Source organism: Streptomyces sp. NPDC029164, from assembly GCF_055563995.1.
Window position 1 is genome coordinate 22519 of sequence record NZ_JBVHWW010000019.1, and the last position, 17625, is coordinate 40143.

Below are 17625 nucleotides of genomic sequence, written 5' to 3' on the forward strand. Positions count from 1 at the left end.
TCAGGCGTGGAAGGGGAGCCCGGCATCGGCGGCCAGGTCCAGGTCGTCGCCCTCGGGCGGCGGCAGGAGGGTGGCGGAGCCGTCGCTGACGGGGACCACGCCGAGTTCCAGGAGTTCGGCCATGGCCGCGCTGCCCGCCATGTCGCGGACCTGGAGCTGGTAGCGGGGGGTGGTGCGGTAGGTGCCGCCGGACTCGTCGCCGGTGCGCTGGAGGAAACCGGAGTCGGTGAGGAAGGCCGCGGCCTTGCCGACGATGCCGGTGGTGGAGCCGGCGAGGCGGCGGGCGTCCTTGGTGGCGCCGGTCGCGCTGCGGCGGGAGTAGACGCGCCAGGCGGCCTCCAGGCCGGGGGCGTCGGAGGCCGGGTCGGTGTTCTCGCCGGTCTCCTCGGCGCGCTCCTCCAGGCGGCGGCAGGTCTGCCGGACGAAGGAGTCGACGCCGTTGACGGTGATGCGGCCGATGTAGCCGTCGTCGGCGAGGTCCTCCGGGCGGGGGAAGGCGAGGGCGGCGACGGCGAGGTGGGCGAGGCCGTGCAGGAACCGGTCGGCGGAGTCGGCGGCGGTGCGGCGGGCGTAGTCGCCCATTCGGACGGCGAAGACGGAGTCCTCGCCGGCGGCCACGGCCATGCCGGCGCGCGGGGACACCTCCAGGACGACGAGGCCGAGGCCGGTGGCGACGGCGTCGGCGAGGCGGCCGAAGGCGGGGTCCTCGCGGTAGCGGCGCAGCAGCTCGGCGTACTCGGCGTCACGGGCGGGGAGCAGCTTGGGCTGCAGCCCGAAGGCGACGAGCCGGGCCGCGTCGGCGGCGTCGGCGGGGGTCACCGCCGGGCTCGGGACCGCGACGGGGGTGGCGGGAGCCGCGGGCTCGCTCCACGCGGGGTGCTCGGCGTGGTGGTCGCTCACGGGTGGGTCTCCTCGGCGGTACGGGTGCGACGGGCGGTGCGGGCGGTACGGGCAGTGCGGGCGGTACAGGCGGTACGGGCAGTACGGGCAGTACGGGCGGTGCCGACGGTGATGGCAGTGCGGGCGGTGCCGACGGTGACGGCGGTACGGGCGGTGACGGCGGTACCGACGGTGACAGCGGTACCGACGGTGACAGCGGTACCGACGGTGACAGCGGTACGGGCGGTGACAGCGGTACGGGCGGTGCCGACGGTGACGGCGGTGCCGGCGGTACGGAGCATGCGGCAGCGCCGTGCAGGGGACTCGGCCTCGCCGGCGTGGTTCGCGACGCGCGGGCGTCCGGCCGGTGGCCCGGCCCCATCCGGCCTCGCCGGCGTTTGGGCAGGGGGCACCTCCCAGCGGTAGCTGGGGGAGGGTCCGGGCAGATCCCGGTGCCCGGCGGAGCCGGGTTTCCCGGGGCTCCGCCCCAGACCCCGCTCCTCAAACGCCGGCGAGGCTGACGCGGGCGCAGGCGCAGCCGTGTGGGCGCGCCGCCGGGCGGCCGCGAGAACCGTCTCCCGCCCGGCCAGGGCAGCGGCGGCGGCGGCGCCGGTCATGACGCCTCCGCGCGGTCCGCGGCCATGCCGGCGGCGTCGAGGAGGGCGGTGCCGACGATGAGGTCGGCGCCGCCGAACTCGGGGTCGTCGAGCTGCGTGCCGTCGTCCACCGCGAAGAGCAGCCGCTCCTCCCCCTGCCGGTACGCCGTGCCGACGGCCGGGCTCGCCGCGTGGACGGCCAGCAGGGCCACCAGGTACGGCAGGTCCGGATCGCTGCCGCGGGCCTGCGCGAGGAGCCCGGACAGCCGTCGGGGAGCGTCGTGCGGGAGGTCCAGGAGCTCCTTCGCGGCGGCGAGCTGCTCCTCGCTGAAGCGGCTGTCGTCCGGGGTGGCGATGAGGTCCGGCTCCGGCATCTCCACGCCGAGGTGCTCGCGCTCCACGGGCGGGGTGAGCAGGATCTCGACCAGGTCGCTCACCCGCACCGAGACGGGCGTGCGCAGCCCCGCGCCGGAGGCGAAGAAGGCGGCGGTCACCCGGCCGGCCTGTTCCAGGGGCAGCGGCAGGAGCGGGGCCACGAGCTGGCCGTACAGGTCGATGCCGGAGCGCGGCGTCGGGGCGGCGAAGGCCTGGCGGTCCTGCTCGGCGCGGAACAGCGGGCCCGCGTCCAGCAGCCGGGACTGGAGCTGGGTGTGGCGGCGGATGCAGTCCTTGACGATGTCGACGAGCTCGGCGGCACGGCGCTTGCTCTCCGGCTCCTCGGCCTCGTCGCGCGCCTTGCGGATGTTGGTCAGGATCGCGTTCTCGTGGCGGTAGCGGTCGGCGACGTGGTCGAGGGCCTCGGCGATCATGTCGGGCACGGCCTGCAGCCAGTCCACCGCGCGGACGTTGCGCCGGGTCGCGTCCAGGGTGCGGCGCAGCGTCTCGGCGTACTGGACCGTCCGGTAGCGGGCCTGTTCGGCGGCCAGCTGCGCGTCCGCCAGCCGCCCGCGGCTGATCAGCACCTCCAGCTTGACCTCGGCGGCGATCTGGGCGCTGGTGACGTCGGTGTCGAGGGCGCCGACCAGGACGTTGACGGCCTCGTCGGTGGTGCGCAGGTAGACGGCGCCGCCGTAGCCGGGGACCTCTTCGATCAGCTTGAAGTCGTAGTCGCGGCGGACGTAGACCCCGTCCGGGCCGAAGGTGCCGTAGATCGCGCGGAAGCCGCGGTCGACGCTGCCGACGTTGATCAGGTTCTCCAGCACCCAGCGGGCCACCCGCTCGTGCTCGGCCGCCGGGCGGGAGGGGGCCTGGGCCGCGACGCGCGGCAGCAGCCTGGCCACTATCTGCTCGTGGTCGGCGCCCGTGTCGAAGTCCATGTTGAGCGTGACCAGGTCGATCGCGGCCAGCGCGACCTCCGCCATCGCGTAGATCCCGTACTCGCCGGCCAGATTGGCCTTGCGTACGTCGAGGTCGTGCAGCGGGGCGGTGCAGGCGAGGGCGCGCAGCCGCCGGGCCAGGCCCTCGTCGGCGGCCGGGCCCGGCGCCGGGGACGGGAGGGTCTTCGCCGGGGCTGGGAGAGTCACGGACAAAGACTAGGTCCTGTTGCTGACAACATCCCAAACGGCATGGTTCGGCCGGATCGTCCCCGGCCGGACCGTGGGGCGCCTGCTCTACGCTCAGCGCATGGATTCCATGATCGCATCCTCTTCGGTGGTCGACCTCAACGCCGACCTCGGCGAGGGATTCGGACGCTGGACGCTCACCGACGACGAGGCCCTGCTCTCCGTCGTCACGAGCGCCAACGTGGCCTGCGGTTTCCACGCCGGCGACCCGTCCATCATGCGCCGGGTCTGCGAACTGGCCGCCGAGCGGGGCGTACGGATCGGCGCGCAGGTCTCCTACCGCGACCTGGCCGGCTTCGGACGGCGCGCGATGGACGTCCCGGCCGCCGAGCTGGCGGACGAGGTGGCCTACCAGATCGGCGCGCTGGAGGTGTTCGCGCGGGCGGCCGGCTCCCGGGTGTCGTACGTGAAACCGCACGGCGCGCTCTACAACCGGACCGTGCACGACGGCGACCAGGCCGCGGCCGTGGTCGCGGGCGTCCGGCTGGCCGCCGGGTCCGGTGCCACCGGGGGCCTGCCCGTCCTGGGGCTGCCCGGGTCGCTCCTGCTCGCCGCCGCCGGCGAGGCCGGGCTGGCCGCCGTACCGGAGGCCTTCGCCGACCGCGCCTACACGCCCGCCGGGACGCTGGTGCCGCGCACCGAGCCGGGAGCGGTGCTGCACGACCCGGACGCGGTGGTGGCGCGGGCCGTGCGGATGGCCGCCGGGGGGACGGTCGTGGCGGCCGACGGGTCGGCGGTCCGGGTGGCCGCGCGTTCGCTGTGCCTGCACGGGGACACCCCGGGGGCGGCCGTCCTCGCGCGGCGGGTCCGGGAGGCGCTGGGCGCGGCCGGGGTCCGCGTGGAGGCCTTCGCGTGAGGACCCTCGTGGTGGGCCGCGAGGCGCTGCTGATCGAACTGGACTCGGCGGCGGAGGTGGCCGCGCTCCACGCCGAGCTGCTGCGCCGCCGGGACGCGGGCGGGCTGGGTCCCGTACGGGACCTCGTGCCGGCGGCACGGACGGTCCTGCTGGACGGGGTGCGGGACCCGGCCGCGCTGGGTGCCCGGATCGCCCGCTGGGAGGTGCCCGCGCTCGCGGAGGCGGAGGGGCCGCTGGTCACCGTCCCGGTGCGGTACGACGGCCCGGACCTGGCGGAGGTGGCCCGGCGGTGGGGGGTGTCCCCGCGGGAGGTGCCGGGCATCGTGGGCGGCATCGGCTTCCGGGTGGCCTTCTGCGGGTTCGCCCCCGGCTTCGGCTACCTGACGGGGCTCCCGGAGCGGTTCCACCTGCCGCGCCGGGACACACCGCGTACGGCCGTCCCGGCGGGCTCGCTGGCGCTGGCCGGCGAGTACGCGGGGGTGTACCCGCGCTCCTCCCCCGGCGGCTGGCAGCTGATCGGCTCCACGGACGCGGTGTTGTGGGATCCGGAGCGGGAGCCGGCGGCGCTGTTCGCGCCGGGCGTCCGGGTGCGGTTCACGGAGGCGGGCCGTGACTGAGCTGCTCGTGGTGCGGCCGGGCGCGCTGACCACGGTCCAGGACCGGGGGCGCCCCGGGTACGCGCACCTGGGCGTCCCCCGCTCGGGGGCGCTGGACACGGCGGCGTACGCGCTGGCGAACCGGCTGCTCGGCAACCCGCCGGACGCGGCGGCGCTGGAGACGACCCTGGACGGGACGGGGCTGCGGGCGCTCGCCGCGACGGTCGTGGCGGTCACGGGCGCACCCTGCGCGGTACGGGTCTCCGGTCGCCCGGCGGCCTGGGGAGCGGCGGTCAGGCTGCCGGCCGGGGCGGAACTGGAGGTGGGTCCGGCGGAGTCGGGGCTGCGCAGCTACGTCGCGGTGCGGGGAGGCCTGGCCGTCCCGCCGGTCCTCGGCAGTCGCTCGGCGGACCTGCTGTCGGGCCTGGGGCCGCCCGTCCTGTCGGCCGGGATGCGGCTGCCGGTGGGCCCGGCCGGGCCGGATCCGGTGCCCGGGGCGGACGTCTGCGCCCTGCCAGGGCCGCCCGCGGAACTGCTGCTGCCGCTGCGCCCGGGGCCGCGCGCGGACTGGTTCGCGCCGGCTTCGCTGGCCGGGCTGTGGCGTGCGGAGTTCCGGGTGTCGGCGAGGTCCAACCGGATCGGCCTGCGCACGGAGGCGGGGCCGCCGCTGGTCCGCGCCCGGCCCGGGGAGCTGCCGAGCGAGGGCATGGTGCTGGGCGCGGTCCAGGTCCCGCCGGACGGCCTGCCGGTGGTGTTCCTGGCCGACCATCCGGTGACGGGCGGCTATCCGGTGGTCGGCGTGGTCCCGCCGGGCCCGGCCCTGGACGCCGCGGCGCAGGCCCGGCCGGGGACTCCCGTGCGCTTCCTCCGGTCCCGGTGAAACGTTTTCGGGGGCTCCGGCCAAGTACGGAGTGAGGGAGCCGACCGGGCCCCCGACGCAGGGGAGGAACCAGGGTGCGAAGCCCAGGACGGAAGACCGGGCCACCGGATCTCACCACGCACGAGGGATTCGGCGCGTTCTACGAGGAGCACATCGACGCCGTGCTCGGCTTCGTCACCCGACGGGTCGCCGACCCGCACCTGGCGGCGGACCTGACGGCGGACATCTTCCTCGCGGCGATGGGCTCGGCTTCCGGTTATCGGCCCGACAGGGGGGCGCCGATCGCCTGGTTGTTCGGGATAGCCCGCAACGTCCTGTCGGGCCACGCCCGCGGGCTCGCCCGCGAGAGCGGCGCCCTGGCGCGGCTCAGCGGCCGCCGCCTCCTCGAGGACGAGGACGTCGCGGCCCTGGAGGAACGGATCGACGCCCAGCGGGCCTTCAGGTCCCTGGCGGAACGTCACGCCGCCCTCTCCGAGCCGCTGCGCGCGGCCCTCGACCTCGTGGTCGTCGACGAACTCACCCCGGCCGAGGCCGCCCAGGCCCTCGGCGTCACCCAGGCGACCGTCCGCGTCCGCCTCCACCGGGCCCGCCGCGCGCTGCGCGGCGCCGAACCCGCAGCCGTCACCGAAACGCCGTTGGAGGCAGCCCGATGAGCACCAGGCCCAGCGGGTTCGAGGACCGGCTCAAGGCGGCACTGCTGGCCCGCCTTCCGGAGGAGGCCCCGGCCCCGGCTCCCGTCCGCTCCTTCGCCCGCCGCTACGGCATCCCGCTCGCGGTGGGCGTCGCGACGGCCGCGGTCGTCGCGGTGATGACCCTGGCCGGAGACAGCGGCGGCAACGGCTCCCTGCCCGCCGTCGGTCCGACCGGCTCGCCGAGCCCTCCGGCAACGGGCGTGCCCGAGATCAAGAAGGACCCGGACGGGTCGCTCCGGTTCAAGCTGCCCGAGCAGCAGCAGGTCCCGGCCCTCGCGGCCCGGCTGAAGGAGCTGGGGGTGCAGGTCGCGCTGGTTCCGAAGCTGCCGCCGTCCCAGTGCGGCTCCGAGCTCTACGGCGGGGTCGCGGGCTTCGATCCGATGGACGACCCCGAGGCCCAGATCCTGCAGCGCGGCGATGACGCGGTCTTCCTCAAGGTCAACGCGAAGACGGTCCCGCCGGGCTACGCGCTCGCGTTCGCGTGGTCGGAGCACTACCCGCTGGGCGATCGGGCGTTCAGCTTCAACGTGGTCGAGAAGGCCAAGGTCCCGCCCTGCACGATCGACAACTCGGAGGGCCTGGAGGCAGCACTGAAAGCACGTACCGAGCCCCCGAAGGACCCCGGCAGGACCATCGAGATCCCCGCGCCCAAGCCCGCCGACCTGTCCGAGGTGGTCCGGAGCCTCCAGGCACAGGGGGTCAGCGTCGCGCTGACCGAGCTGAAGCCCCGGTCGGAGTGCACGCACCTGGGCGGCGGGTACCTCCGTCGTCAGGCCGACCCCGAGGCCGAACTGACCTGGGGGCGGGAGAAGAGCACGTTGAGGATCAACGCGAAGACGGTCCCTCCGGGGTACACGCTCGTTTTCACGAAGCCGACGAGCGGGTCGGACCCCGGCGCCCCGGTCAGGTACGGCGTGAAGCAGACGTCCCAGGTCACGCCCTGCGAGATCGACCACTCGCTGGGCAACGGGACACCGGCCGGGTGAACGCCTGGCGACAGGCCGAGCGCGGGGAGCGGCGGGGGCGTTCCCGGACCCCCGCCGCACCGCCCGCCGCGTCGTAGCGGTGAGCCCCGGCCCCGGTCCCCTCAGGGCCGGGGCGGCCGCGCGCCCGCGACGAGGCGGGCGACGATCAGGTGGTGGAAGGGCTCGATGGCACGGAAGTACAGGCGGCCGACCGGCTTGTTGAAACGGACCACGGTGGTGCAGACACCCTCCGTGCCCTCCGAGCCCTCCGAGCCGGCCATCGGCCGCACGGCGAACGAGGCGCGGAAGTCCAGGTGTTTGTCGTCGTCCCCGCAGAGGACCTCGTCGTCCCCCACCGACAGCACCCGGAACGGGCCCACCTTCAGGCCCGGTTCGATCCGCATGTCCCGCGCCGGGCGCCCCCGCTCCTGTACGCGGAGTCCGAAGGGGGCGACCAGGCGGTCGCGCAGCGACATCAGCCGGCCGGTCCACCCGGGGCGTCCCGTGAAGACCAGCCGGGCGAACTCCACCGCACCGGTCCCGGGCGGCAGTTCGACCGACACGGCGTCCACGTGGTCGAAGGACCCGAGGCTCGCTCGTGCCGCCTCGACCACGGGTACCGCCCGCCTGCGTACCGCCTTGCCCATCACGCGCCCCCTACACGGCCGACTCCGGGGCGATCCGGCTCCGGACGGCCGACTGTACGTCCTCTTCCTCGGCGGGATCCGTCGCCAGGCGGCGCAGCCGGGGTGCGACCCGGGCGTCGGCGGTCTCGGCGTGGTGGGCCGCCACCTCGCGGGTGGTCTCCTCGCAGTCCCAGAGGCATTCGACGGCGAAGCCCGCCGCGAAGGAGGGGTCCGTGCTGGCGAGGGCCCGTGCGGCCCGGCCGCGCAGGTGGGAGGAGGCCGTCTCGCGGTAGATGTGGCGCAGCACAGGGGCGGCGCAGCCGATGGCGAGGCGGCCGGCGCCGTCCACGAGGGCGTAGAGCTGCCGGGTGTCGGGGCCCGAGCCGCGGACCGTGGAGCGCAGGGCGCCGAGGACCAGTTCCGCGTCCTCGGTTCCGCCGCGGGCGGCCAGGATGGCCGCGGCGGCCGCGCCCAGGGCGTCGGGGCGGTGGATCCAGCGCCGGGCCCGTTCGACGGCCTCGGGGCCGCACATGCGTTCGTAGGCGGCCACGGCGGGTTCGTCGGCGGCGGCTTCGATGAGGTCCAGCACGGCGGGGTTGTCCGGCTCGGCGAGGACCAGGTGGTGCAGGGCGGTGGCGCGGGCGGCCTCGCCCGAGGCGCCGGCGGCGGCCGCGAGGATCGCGGAGCGGTCCTCGGGTGCGGCGACCGCGGCCAGGCAGCGCGCGGCGGGCACGTGCAGCGGGGTGCCGCGGCGCAGACCGTCGGCGGCCCAGTCGAAGACGGCCTGGACTCCCCAGCCGGGCCGGGGGCCGCTGGGGGTCAGCTGGCGCTGCCAGCGGTCGAAGGAGCCTTGCCGGCGGGCGGCGCGCAGGCGCTCGCCGTGCTGCGGGGTCTCCTCCCACAGACACCACGGCCGGGGCTCGTAGGCGTCGCGGACGGCGGCGGCCAGCCGCGCCTCGCCCTCCGCCGTGGCGGGGAATCTGGCGAGGACCGGCGTGGCCAGGGACCGCAGGCCTTCGTCGTCGTCGCGCAGGGCGAGTTCGTCGAGGGCCCAGGCCCAGTTCGCCCCGGAGCCGGCGTACCGGCGCAGCAGCATGAGCGCGTCGTCGCGGCCGTACGAGGCCAGGTGGCCCAGGACGGACAGGGCGAGGCCGGTCCGGTGGTCCTCTTCGTCGACGAGGTCGTCGGCGCTGAAGAGGTGGTGCTCGATCTCGCCCAGCGGACCGTTGAGGTCCAGGAAGAGCCGGGCGTAGTACAAGGAGCGGTTCTCGACCTGCCAGTCCTGGCGCGGGTCGCGGAGCACGCACTGGTTGAGGGCCTCGAGGGCCTCCGCCCTGGGTGCCGCGAGTGCGTGCAGCGTGCCGTCGCCACGGCCGCGCTGGAGGAGCCCGAGCAGGGTACCGCTCGGTGCTATGACTGGTTCGAACATGGGAATGGCCTCAAATCAAGCTGGGGACGCAACCGGGAATCGGGATTCACAGGGCCGCGTAACAGCATGTGAGGACGTCCGCCGTCATGTTCCGCTCGATGTAGACCATTGCCTTCTCACTCTCGTCAGTTCTTCGTGACCATGGTGGCCGGGCCGGGCTGGGACACCCTTCGTGTCCTACCCGCTCCGGCCCGCCCCCCGTGCTCGCGAATCGAATCCGACGCCATGATGGCCCAGCCGGTTTGTGCACCGCGACCACATTTACGGCCGCCGTGACCAACCTGTGAGGTCGGGAACCGGCCGGGCCCGGCCAGATCCGAGGCAAAAACGGACTACTCGGCTCCGAAAAGTTCCAGCAGGTCGGCCTTGGCGAACATGCGCGCCGTGTCCACGGCGGAGGGCGTTCCGGCCGTCGGATCGGCCCCGCCGGCGAGCAGCGCGCGGATGACGGCCTCCTCGCCCTTGAAGACCGCCCCGGCGAGCGGGGTCTGGCCGCGGTCGTTGGCGCGGTCGGCCTCGGCGCCCCGGGCCAGGAGGGCCGACACGGCGTCGGCGTGGCCGTGGTAGGCGGCGAGCATGACGAGGGTGTCGCCGCGGTCGTTGGTGAGGTTCGCCGGGACCCCGGCGTCGAGGTAGGCGGTGAGCGTCTCGGTCTCACCCTGACGGGCGAGGTCGAAGATCTTGGTGGCCAGTTCGATGACGTCCTCGTCGGGGACGTCCTGGGAACCGGCGCCTTCCGCGGCGTGCTCGCTCATCGTTCGTTACCGCCTTTCACTCGTTGCTGACATGGTCCGCCCCGCAGCCCCGTCCCCAGGACGGGCGGGCAGGGGGGTGCACGGCACTGCGTCCGTACGGGTGAATCGCCAGGGTAGCGCCCTGGCCTGCGCATGTCCGGGTCGGGCCGAGGCAAGGATCACCCTCGCCCCCCGGTGCGCCGGACGCGCCAGCCGGGCTGAGCCGGTCAAGTGAAAAACTCGCGGATTCACCCGTATGCACCTTTTGTCGCATTGATACTTGCTGTGAGCCTGGAAGAACTGATGGTGACTGTCCCCACCAACCAGGAGAACCCCTCATGGTCCTGTCCATCTCAGGCGTGGTCCTGCTCGGCATCATCTGCTTCCTCTTCTTCAAGAAGGACGGGATGAAGCTGACGCACGCGTTCGTCTGCGCGCTCTTCGGCTTCTTCCTCGCCGGCTCCGCCATCGCCCCGAGCATCACGGCGAGCACGGCGAGCCTCGCGAGCCTGCTCGGCGGGATCAAGCTCTAGCCTGGCCATCGCGCAGCGCCACCAGCAACACCCGAAGCACCCGTCACACCCACAACTCCAGGAGACGCCCGTGGCCCGGCGCCCACTTCCCCGCATCCTCAGCAGCGGCACCGCGTCGCTGTCCCGGGGCCGCGACCTCGCTCGCACGGCCGCCGACACCGCCACGGACGTCCTCCATCCGCTCCTCACCATCGGACGCGGCCTGCGCGTCCTGGCCTCGGCCGGGCGGCGCAGATGGTCCGAGACGCCCAAGGACAAGCGTGGTCCCGCGCTGTTCCTGGGAGCCGCCTGCGTCCTCGTGGTCGCGCTCGTCCCCTACGGCCCGCTCCTCGCCCTGATCACCCTCATGGCGGCCGCGGCCTGGCACGGACGCGACCGCACCGCGGCGAAGGCCGGGCCCAGCGATGCCGAGACCGAACGGCTCGGCTCCCTCTACGAAGCCCTCGTGCCGTACTTCTCCATTCCGGAGGACCCGAACCCCCTCTTCGCCCACGGCGGGGACTGGGACAAGGCCTTCAGCGGCTACGAGTTCGACGAGGCGGGCCGCATCACCCGGCTCCACATCCGCTACCCGGCCTACTTCACCGATGGCGAGGCCGCCTCACGGGCCCGGATCGAGGCACTGCTGCACGCCAAGTCCGGGCGCGGACGGGAGTATCTCTTCGACTGGGACGAGGAGGGCAACCAGCTCGACCTGAGCGTGCTGGCGGCGCTGCCGACGGGCATCGCCGCCCAGCCGTTCGTCACCTCGCCCGGCGAGACCGTGCTCGGCTTCACCGACGCGGGCGGCGTGCAGCGCACCCTGCCCGTCCTGGAGGGCGACGAGCCCCGCGACGTGCCGCCGGTGATCTGGCGCACCGGGCCCCGCTCCACCGAGCCCCACCTGCTGGCCGTCGGCCAGCCCGGCAGCGGCACCTCCACCCTGATCCGCTCCGTCGCCCTGCAGGCCCTGCGGCACGGCGGTGACGTGCTGATCGTCGACGGCGGCGGCAGCGGCGAGTACGCCTGCCTCTCGGGCCGCGCCGGCGTCCTCGCCGTGGAATGCGGGCCGACCGGGGCGCTGGCCACCCTGGAGTGGGCCGCGCAGGAGACCGAGCGGCGCCTCATCGCAAGCCACCGCGCCCGGGAGTCCGGCCGGCCGGCGCCCGAGGACACCCGGCGCCCGCTGTGGATCCTGCTGGACCAGCCGAGCGTGCTGGCCCACCTCGCGGTCGCCGAAGGGGGCCCCGACCCGCTGGCCCAGTTGCAGGTGCCGCTGCGGCACGGACGGCCCGCGCACGTGACGGTGGTGGTGGCCGAGCACTTCGATCACCTGGAACTGCTGAACGACTCCGTCTGGCAGCACACCCGCGCCCGGATCGTCCTCGGGCCCGCCGGGATCCAGCAGATCGCCGACGTGCTGGGGCTGCCGCCGCACACCACCCCGACGGCCCAGGTGCCGCCCGGCCGCGGCTACGCCCGGCTCGGCGCGGGTCCCGTGCACCGGCTGCAGGTGCCCGCCACCCCGGACCCGTACGACGAGGCCACGCACCCGGCGTACCGCCGGGCCGTGCTCGAACTGCTGCCGGACCGGCTCGCACCGGGCGGGGGCGGTGGACGGGACCACGGCACGCCGGACAAGCCGCTCCACGGGAACCCGCCCGCACAGGGCTCGGCTCTGGGCGCCCCGGAGATCCCGGCCGAGGCTCCTTAGGCCTGTCGCGCCGGGGCCGGGCGCGCACCGGGGCATCTCCTCGGACGCCGAACGTGGCGAGGGGTCGGAGCGTGAGAGGTGGTTGCATTCGGCGCCCTGCGGGGACGCCCCGGCACACGCCCGGCCCGCCACGACCAGCGGGCAGCGGGTCCGGCGGTTACGCCACGAACGTGCGCGGCGGTTCCGCGCCGCTGCCGCCGGCGCCCGTGCCGACCAGCCGGGCCGCCGCCGCGAGGCGGGAGGCGGCCTCCTCGGCCACCGGCCCGCCCACGGTGAACGGCAGCCGGACATAGCCCTCGAAGGCCCCGTCCACGCCGAACCGCGGCCCCGAGGGGACCCGTACGCCGACCCGCTCCCCCACCTCGGCCAGCCGGGACCCGGACAGGCCGCCCGCGCGGGCCCACAGGGTGAGCCCGCCTCGCGGAACCTCGAACTCCCAGTCCGGCAGCTCCCGGCGGACCGCCGCGACCAGCGCGTCGCGGTTCTCCCGGGCCTGGTCGCGGCGGATCCCGACGGCCTCCCGCCAGCCCCCCGTGCGCATCAGCCAGTTCACGGCGAGCTGTTCCAGCACGGGCGTGCCCAGGTCGGCGTAGGCGCGGGCGGCGACCAGGCTGCGGATCACGTCGGGGGCGGCGCGGACCCAGCCGATCCGCATGCCCGCCCAGAAGGCCTTGCTGGCGGAGCCCACGGTGATGACCGTGCTGCCGGAGGGGTCGAAGGAGCAGACCGGGCGGGGCATCTCGAGCTCCGGGTCCAGCTGGAGTTCCAGCATGGTCTCGTCGGCTACGAGGACGGTGCCGGCCGAGCGGGCGGCCGCCACCATGGCGCGGCGCTGCTCGTCGGAGGCGAGGGCCCCGGTGGGGTTGTGGAAGTCGGCCACGACGTAGGCGAGGCGGGGGGCCGAGTCGCGCAGCACCTGCCGCCAGACGTCCATGTCCCAGCCGGCCAGCCCGTCCGCCATGGCGACGGGGACCAGGCGCACCCCGGCGGCGCGCATGAGCTGAAGGATGTTGGCGTAGGACGGCGACTCGACGGCGATCCGCTCCCCGCGCCCGGCGAAGAGACTGCAGATGGCGTCGATCGCGCCCATCGCGCCGGTGGTGACCATGATCTGCTCGGGCATGGTGGGGATGCCCTGCTCGGTGTAGCGGTCGGCGAGCATCCGGCGCAGCGCGGGCAGGCCGGCCGGGTAGTCGCCGTGGGTGTGCGCGTACGGGGGCAGTTCCTCCAGTGCGCCCTGGACGGCCTTGGTGAGCCAGGGCTCGGGGGCGGGGAGCGCGGCGCAGCCGAGGTCGATCATGGAACCGAGGGACTCGGGCGGCAGCGGTTCCAGGCCGCGCGCGGGCAGCGGGTTCCCGGCCGGTACGGAGGTCCAGCTGCCGGCGCCCCGGCGGGACTCCAGGAACCCCTCCCCGCGCAGGGCCTCGTACGCGGCGGCGACGGTGGTGCGGCTGAGGGAGAGGGAGACGGCCAGCTCCCGCTCGGCGGGGAGCCGTGCGGCGACCGGGACGCGGCCTTCGAGGACGAGGAGGCGGATGCCGTCGGCGAGGGTTCGGTACGCGGGCAGTTTGCGGGCGCCGGGGACCGTGGGGCGCTCCTGCTGCGAGGTGATGAGGCGGGCGAGCTGGGCGGCGCCGACCGCCGAGGTCCATTCGGCCATTGCGTCCGGTCCACCTTCGTCGGATTGGCCTCGACGGCGGGTGCCGGAAGCCGGGATTGGATTGATGCCTGCGGGCCCAGACTGTCACGCGCCAGTCCACTTCCACCAGGGGGCGATGGACCGGGGGCCGGCCGGGGGACCGGAGGGGCGCCGGATCGGCATCCACCGTGTCCGCTGCCGTGTCCGCCGCCGCGCCCGCCGTTCACCTCGCGGACCACCGTTCCCTCACGTCACGGGGGATACTGCCGCCGTGACGCACGTACGCCTTCGCCATCCGTATCTGGACCACCCGGCTCCGATCCCCTTCGCGCACCGGGGAGGTGCCGCGGACGGGCTGGAGAACACCGCCGCCGCCTTCCGCCGGGCCGCCGGGGCGGGCTACCGGTACTTCGAGACCGATGTGCACGCCACGGCCGACGGGAAACTCGTCGCCTTCCACGACTCCACGCTGGACCGGGTCACCGACGGCCGGGGCCGGATCGCCGAGCTGCCCTGGAAGCAGGTCCGCGAGGTGCGCGTGGCGGGCACCGAGCCCCTGGCGCTCTTCGAGGAGCTGCTGGAGGAGTTCCCGGACGCCCGCTGGAACATCGACGTCAAGGCCGAGTCGGCCCTGCACCCGCTGGTCAACCTGATCGCGCGGACCGGGATCTGGGACCGGGTCTGCGTGGGTTCCTTCTCCGAGAGCCGGGTGGCCCGCGCCCAGCGGATCGCCGGCCCCCGGCTGGCGACCTCGTACGGCGTACGCGGGGTGCTGGGCCTGCGGCTGCGCTCGTACGCGATCCCGGCGGCGCTGCGCGTGGGCGCGGTGGCGGCTCAGGTGCCGGAGACCCAGGCGGGCATCCGTGTGGTCGACCGGCGCTTCGTGCGGACCGCGCACGAGCGGGGTCTCCAGGTCCACGTGTGGACCGTGAACGAACCGGAACGCATGGAGGCTCTCCTCGACCTGGGAGTCGATGGCATCATGACCGACCGGATCGACATCTTGCGCACGGTGCTGGACCGGCGCGGGGCCTGGGCCTGACACGCTCTTCGGCCGCCGCGCGGGCCCGATGGCCGCTGCGGTACGGGGACCAGCGAGGGGGACACCAGATGAGCGCGGAAGACAGCAGGACGACCGAGGAAGCGGAACCAGCGGAACCGGGGGCCGAGGACGGCAGATCGGCGGCATCGGTCGCGGCCGGGGCGGCCGGGGCGGCCGCGCGCAAGCGCGAGCAGCGGGGCTGGTACTTCTACGACTTCGCCGTGTCGGTGTACTCGGCGAGCGTGCTCACCGTGTTCCTCGGGCCGTACCTGACCTCGGTGGCCAAGGCCGCCGCGGACGCCGAGGGCTTCGTGCACCCGCTGGGCATCCCGGTGCGGGCGGGGTCCTTCTTCGCGTACTCGGTGTCGGCCTCGGTGATCCTGGCCGTGCTGCTCATGCCGCTGGTGGGCGCCGCGGCGGACCGGACCGGGCGCAAGAAGCCGCTGCTGGCGGTGGCCGCGTACACGGGCGCCGCGGCGACGGCCGGGATGTTCTTCCTGGGCGGTGAGCGCTACCTGCTGGGCGGGCTGCTGCTCATCGTGGCGAACGCCTCGCTGTCCGTCTCGATGGTGCTCTACAACGCCTACCTGCCGCAGATCTCCACGCCCGACGAGCGGGACGCGGTCTCCTCGCGGGGCTGGGCCTTCGGTTACACCGCGGGCTCCGTGATGCTCGTGCTGAACCTGGTGCTCTACATGGGCCACGACTCCTTCGGGCTCACCGAGGGCATGGCGGTACGGATCTGCCTGGCCTCCGCGGGCCTGTGGTGGGGCGCCTTCGCGCTGATCCCGCTGCGCCGGCTGCGGGACCGGGCCGTGGTCCGGGAGCCGGGGGCCGGGCCGGCGGTCAGCGGCTGGAAGCAGCTCGTCGCCACGCTGAAGGACATGCGGCGCTATCCGCTGACACTGTCGTTCCTGCTGGCGTACCTGATCTACAACGACGGCGTGCAGACGGTGATCTCCCAGGCCTCCATCTACGGATCGGAGGAGCTGGAGCTGGAGCAGTCCACGCTCATCGGGGCGGTGCTGCTGGTGCAGGTCCTGGCGGTGGGCGGGGCCCTGGGGATGGGCCGCCTCGCGCGGATCTACGGCGCCAAGCGGACGATCCTGGGCTCGCTGGCCGGGTGGGGCGTGACGCTCGCGGTCGGATACTTCCTGCCGGCCCGGACCCCGGTGTGGTTCTTCGCGCTCGCCGCGATGATCGGGCTGGTGCTGGGCGGCAGCCAGGCGCTGTCGCGCTCGCTCTTCTCGCACCTGGTGCCGGCGGGCAAGGAGGCCGAGTACTTCTCGGCGTACGAGATGAGCGACCGCGGGCTGAGCTGGGTGGGTCCGCTCGTCTTCGGCCTGACCTACCAGCTCACGGGAAGCTACCGGGACGCGATCATCTCGTTGGTGGCCTTCTTCGCACTGGGATTCGTGCTCCTGGCGAGAGTGCCGGTGCGGCGCGCGGTGGAGGCGGCAGGCAATCCTGTACCGGAGCGGATCTGAGAGCGGTCCACGAGTGCGCACGGCCCGGATCCGCGAACGAATTCCGAACGAATTTAGACGTTGAAGCAAAGGGCCGGTAGTGTACGCCTTTGGCCTGCCAGGCGGACCGTTACTGCGCGCTCAAGAAGCGTGGACGTTGGGTGACATCTGCTGCCAGATGTGACAAAACGGGCATTGGTGGGTACAACAAGGGGCGGCACGACGGGCGACGCACGACCCGGAGCGGGAATCTATACCGCCGACCGGACGTTGACCGGATGACGACGACAGCGACACCTGTCCTGTGGGCGACCAAGCCCGGGAGGCACGATTCATGAGTGAGCGAGCTCTCCGCGGTACGCGCCTCGTGGTTACCAGCTACGAGACGGACCGCGGCATCGATCTGGCCCCGCGCCAGGCGGTGGAGTACGCATGCCAGAACGGACATCGATTTGAGATGCCGTTCTCGGTTGAGGCAGAAATTCCGCCGGAGTGGGAGTGCAAGGCGTGCGGCGCCATGGCACTCCTGGTGGACGGGGACGGGCCCGAAGAGAAGAAGGGCAAGCCTGCGCGAACGCACTGGGACATGCTCATGGAGCGACGCACCCGCGAGGAGCTGGAGGAAGTGCTGGCCGAAAGGCTGGCGGTCCTGCGTTCCGGCGCCATGAACATTGCCGTGCATCCGCGGGACAGCCGCAAGTCCGCCTGACAGCCGGACGGATACACAAGCCGAGGGGCCCCGCCACACAGTGTGTGGCGGGGCCCCTCGGCTTTCTCGTGCGCTGCGCCCGGCGCCGCGCCGCACCGGGCAACCGGCGCCGGGCGCCGGGCGGCGGTCCTACGGGGTCAGGGGCGGGCGGTGGCCCGTGTCCGGGCCGGCCGGGCCCTCGGGCCGGTCCTCGCGGATGACCTCGCCTTGCACGACCTTGCCGTCGGGGTAGTGGATACGGGCCTGCTGGAAGGCGTCGCCGAAGCTGCCGGCCGGGGCCGAGGCCATCTTGCGCTCCAGCGAGCGGGCCGCGCGGCGGCCGATCCACGCCCGGACGGGCGGGAGCAGGAGGAACAGGCCCGCCACGTCGGAGAGCAGCCCCGGCATCATCAGGAGCAGGCCGGCCAGCATGGTGAGGCCGTTGCCCTGGCCGGGCTGCTGCGGGGCGGGCTGGCGCCCCTGCTGGGCCTGCTGGAAGGTGTCCGACAGGTTCTTGAAGGCGCGTCGCCCGGCGCGCTTGATGACCACCGCGCCCAGGACGATGCCGCCCGCCAGCAGTGCGGCCACGGCGAGCCCGCCGGCCACGTCCGCGACCACCGTGAGCAGCCAGATCTCCAGGATCAGCCAGGCGGCGATGGCCAGCGGGAGGAAGGTTCGGGCGGGCGAACGCCGCCGGGGGGCCGTGGAAATACCGGTCGTCATACGACCAGTGTGCCTGGGGCCGCGTA

The 17625-nt window shown here is 74.2% G+C and carries 18 protein-coding genes; 10 read left to right on the top strand and 8 right to left on the bottom strand.

Annotation, left to right across the window (positions count from 1 at the left end; all coding sequences use genetic code 11):
* The 3 genes from ACZ4VT_RS19410 to ACZ4VT_RS19420 all read right to left on the bottom strand — a co-directional run bounded on the left by ACZ4VT_RS19410 (nt 1) and on the right by ACZ4VT_RS19420 (nt 2998).
* Nucleotides 1-900 (bottom strand): hypothetical protein, encoded by a 900-nt coding sequence (locus tag ACZ4VT_RS19410; RefSeq protein ID WP_467951169.1) that lies wholly within the window; start codon nt 898-900, stop codon nt 1-3.
* Nucleotides 897-1181, bottom strand: coding sequence for a hypothetical protein (locus ACZ4VT_RS19415; protein ID WP_467951171.1), 285 nt, complete (start codon nt 1179-1181; stop codon nt 897-899). The genes ACZ4VT_RS19410 and ACZ4VT_RS19415 overlap by 4 nt, the downstream gene beginning before the upstream one ends.
* Nucleotides 1182-1492: 311 nt before the next feature.
* Nucleotides 1493-2998 carry a hypothetical protein gene (locus tag ACZ4VT_RS19420; RefSeq protein WP_467951173.1) on the bottom strand — a complete coding sequence of 502 codons (1506 nt, stop codon included), beginning with the start codon at nt 2996-2998 and terminating at the stop codon, nt 1493-1495.
* Nucleotides 2999-3125: 127 nt separating this feature from the next.
* Here ACZ4VT_RS19420 and ACZ4VT_RS19425 point away from each other — a divergent pair, with 127 nt between their 5' ends.
* The 5 genes from ACZ4VT_RS19425 (at nt 3126) to ACZ4VT_RS19445 (ending at nt 7047) form a co-directional block, all read left to right on the top strand.
* On the top strand, nt 3126-3893 hold the full coding sequence (locus tag ACZ4VT_RS19425) for a LamB/YcsF family protein (RefSeq protein ID WP_467951346.1): 768 nt from the start codon (nt 3126-3128) through the stop codon (nt 3891-3893).
* Nucleotides 3890-4510 carry a 5-oxoprolinase subunit B family protein gene (locus ACZ4VT_RS19430; protein WP_467951175.1) on the top strand — a complete coding sequence of 207 codons (621 nt, stop codon included), beginning with the start codon at nt 3890-3892 and terminating at the stop codon, nt 4508-4510. Before ACZ4VT_RS19425 ends, ACZ4VT_RS19430 begins: the two co-directional genes overlap by 4 nt.
* Nucleotides 4503-5369, top strand: a complete 867-nt coding sequence (locus ACZ4VT_RS19435; protein ID WP_467951177.1) for a 5-oxoprolinase subunit C family protein — start codon at nt 4503-4505, stop codon at nt 5367-5369. Before ACZ4VT_RS19430 ends, ACZ4VT_RS19435 begins: the two co-directional genes overlap by 8 nt.
* Nucleotides 5370-5443: 74 nt before the next feature.
* Nucleotides 5444-6022, top strand: a complete 579-nt coding sequence (locus ACZ4VT_RS19440) for an RNA polymerase sigma factor (RefSeq protein WP_467951179.1) — start codon at nt 5444-5446, stop codon at nt 6020-6022.
* A complete protein-coding gene (locus ACZ4VT_RS19445) occupies nt 6019-7047 on the top strand; it encodes a hypothetical protein (protein WP_467951181.1) in 1029 nt (342 codons plus the stop codon). The genes ACZ4VT_RS19440 and ACZ4VT_RS19445 overlap by 4 nt, the downstream gene beginning before the upstream one ends.
* A 101-nt stretch (nt 7048-7148) precedes the next feature.
* On the opposite strand, the gene ACZ4VT_RS19450 is transcribed toward ACZ4VT_RS19445, so the two are convergent.
* The 3 genes from ACZ4VT_RS19450 to ACZ4VT_RS19460 form a co-directional block, all read right to left on the bottom strand.
* Nucleotides 7149-7673 carry a DUF2867 domain-containing protein gene (locus ACZ4VT_RS19450; RefSeq protein ID WP_467951183.1) on the bottom strand — a complete coding sequence of 175 codons (525 nt, stop codon included), beginning with the start codon at nt 7671-7673 and terminating at the stop codon, nt 7149-7151.
* Nucleotides 7674-7683: 10 nt separating this feature from the next.
* Nucleotides 7684-9081: a HEAT repeat domain-containing protein gene (locus ACZ4VT_RS19455; RefSeq protein WP_467951185.1), complete on the bottom strand. Its 1398-nt coding sequence runs from the start codon at nt 9079-9081 to the stop codon at nt 7684-7686.
* A gap of 332 nt (nt 9082-9413) precedes the next feature.
* A complete protein-coding gene (locus tag ACZ4VT_RS19460) occupies nt 9414-9836 on the bottom strand; it encodes an ankyrin repeat domain-containing protein (RefSeq protein ID WP_362812437.1) in 423 nt (140 codons plus the stop codon).
* Between the two features lie 317 nt (nt 9837-10153).
* On the opposite strand from ACZ4VT_RS19460, the gene ACZ4VT_RS19465 reads away from it, so the two are divergent.
* Together ACZ4VT_RS19465 and ACZ4VT_RS19470 are read left to right on the top strand one after the other, a co-directional pair.
* Complete coding sequence (locus ACZ4VT_RS19465; protein ID WP_007262923.1) at nt 10154-10348, top strand: hypothetical protein; 195 nt, start codon at nt 10154-10156, stop codon at nt 10346-10348.
* Between the two features lie 70 nt (nt 10349-10418).
* Nucleotides 10419-12041, top strand: a complete 1623-nt coding sequence (locus tag ACZ4VT_RS19470) for a P-loop NTPase family protein (RefSeq protein ID WP_467951188.1) — start codon at nt 10419-10421, stop codon at nt 12039-12041.
* 157 nt (nt 12042-12198) lie between these two features.
* Here the strand turns inward: ACZ4VT_RS19470 and ACZ4VT_RS19475 are convergent, their stop codons facing one another.
* On the bottom strand, nt 12199-13701 hold the full coding sequence (locus tag ACZ4VT_RS19475; RefSeq protein WP_467951190.1) for an SCO1417 family PLP biosynthesis transcription factor: 1503 nt from the start codon (nt 13699-13701) through the stop codon (nt 12199-12201).
* 250 nt (nt 13702-13951) lie between these two features.
* Between ACZ4VT_RS19475 and ACZ4VT_RS19480 the strand changes: the two genes are divergently transcribed.
* From ACZ4VT_RS19480 to ACZ4VT_RS19490, 3 genes are all read left to right on the top strand, one after another.
* Nucleotides 13952-14722 carry a glycerophosphodiester phosphodiesterase family protein gene (locus ACZ4VT_RS19480; protein ID WP_467951192.1) on the top strand — a complete coding sequence of 257 codons (771 nt, stop codon included), beginning with the start codon at nt 13952-13954 and terminating at the stop codon, nt 14720-14722.
* Between the two features lie 68 nt (nt 14723-14790).
* Nucleotides 14791-16209: an MFS transporter gene (locus ACZ4VT_RS19485; RefSeq protein ID WP_467951194.1), complete on the top strand. Its 1419-nt coding sequence runs from the start codon at nt 14791-14793 to the stop codon at nt 16207-16209.
* A gap of 313 nt (nt 16210-16522) precedes the next feature.
* Nucleotides 16523-16897, top strand: a complete 375-nt coding sequence (locus ACZ4VT_RS19490) for an RNA polymerase-binding protein RbpA (RefSeq protein WP_007262928.1) — start codon at nt 16523-16525, stop codon at nt 16895-16897.
* Nucleotides 16898-17026: 129 nt separating this feature from the next.
* Here the strand turns inward: ACZ4VT_RS19490 and fxsA are convergent, their stop codons facing one another.
* Nucleotides 17027-17599 (bottom strand): FxsA family membrane protein, encoded by a 573-nt coding sequence (gene fxsA, locus ACZ4VT_RS19495; protein WP_362814807.1) that lies wholly within the window; start codon nt 17597-17599, stop codon nt 17027-17029.
* Nucleotides 17600-17625: the final 26 nt, after the last annotated feature.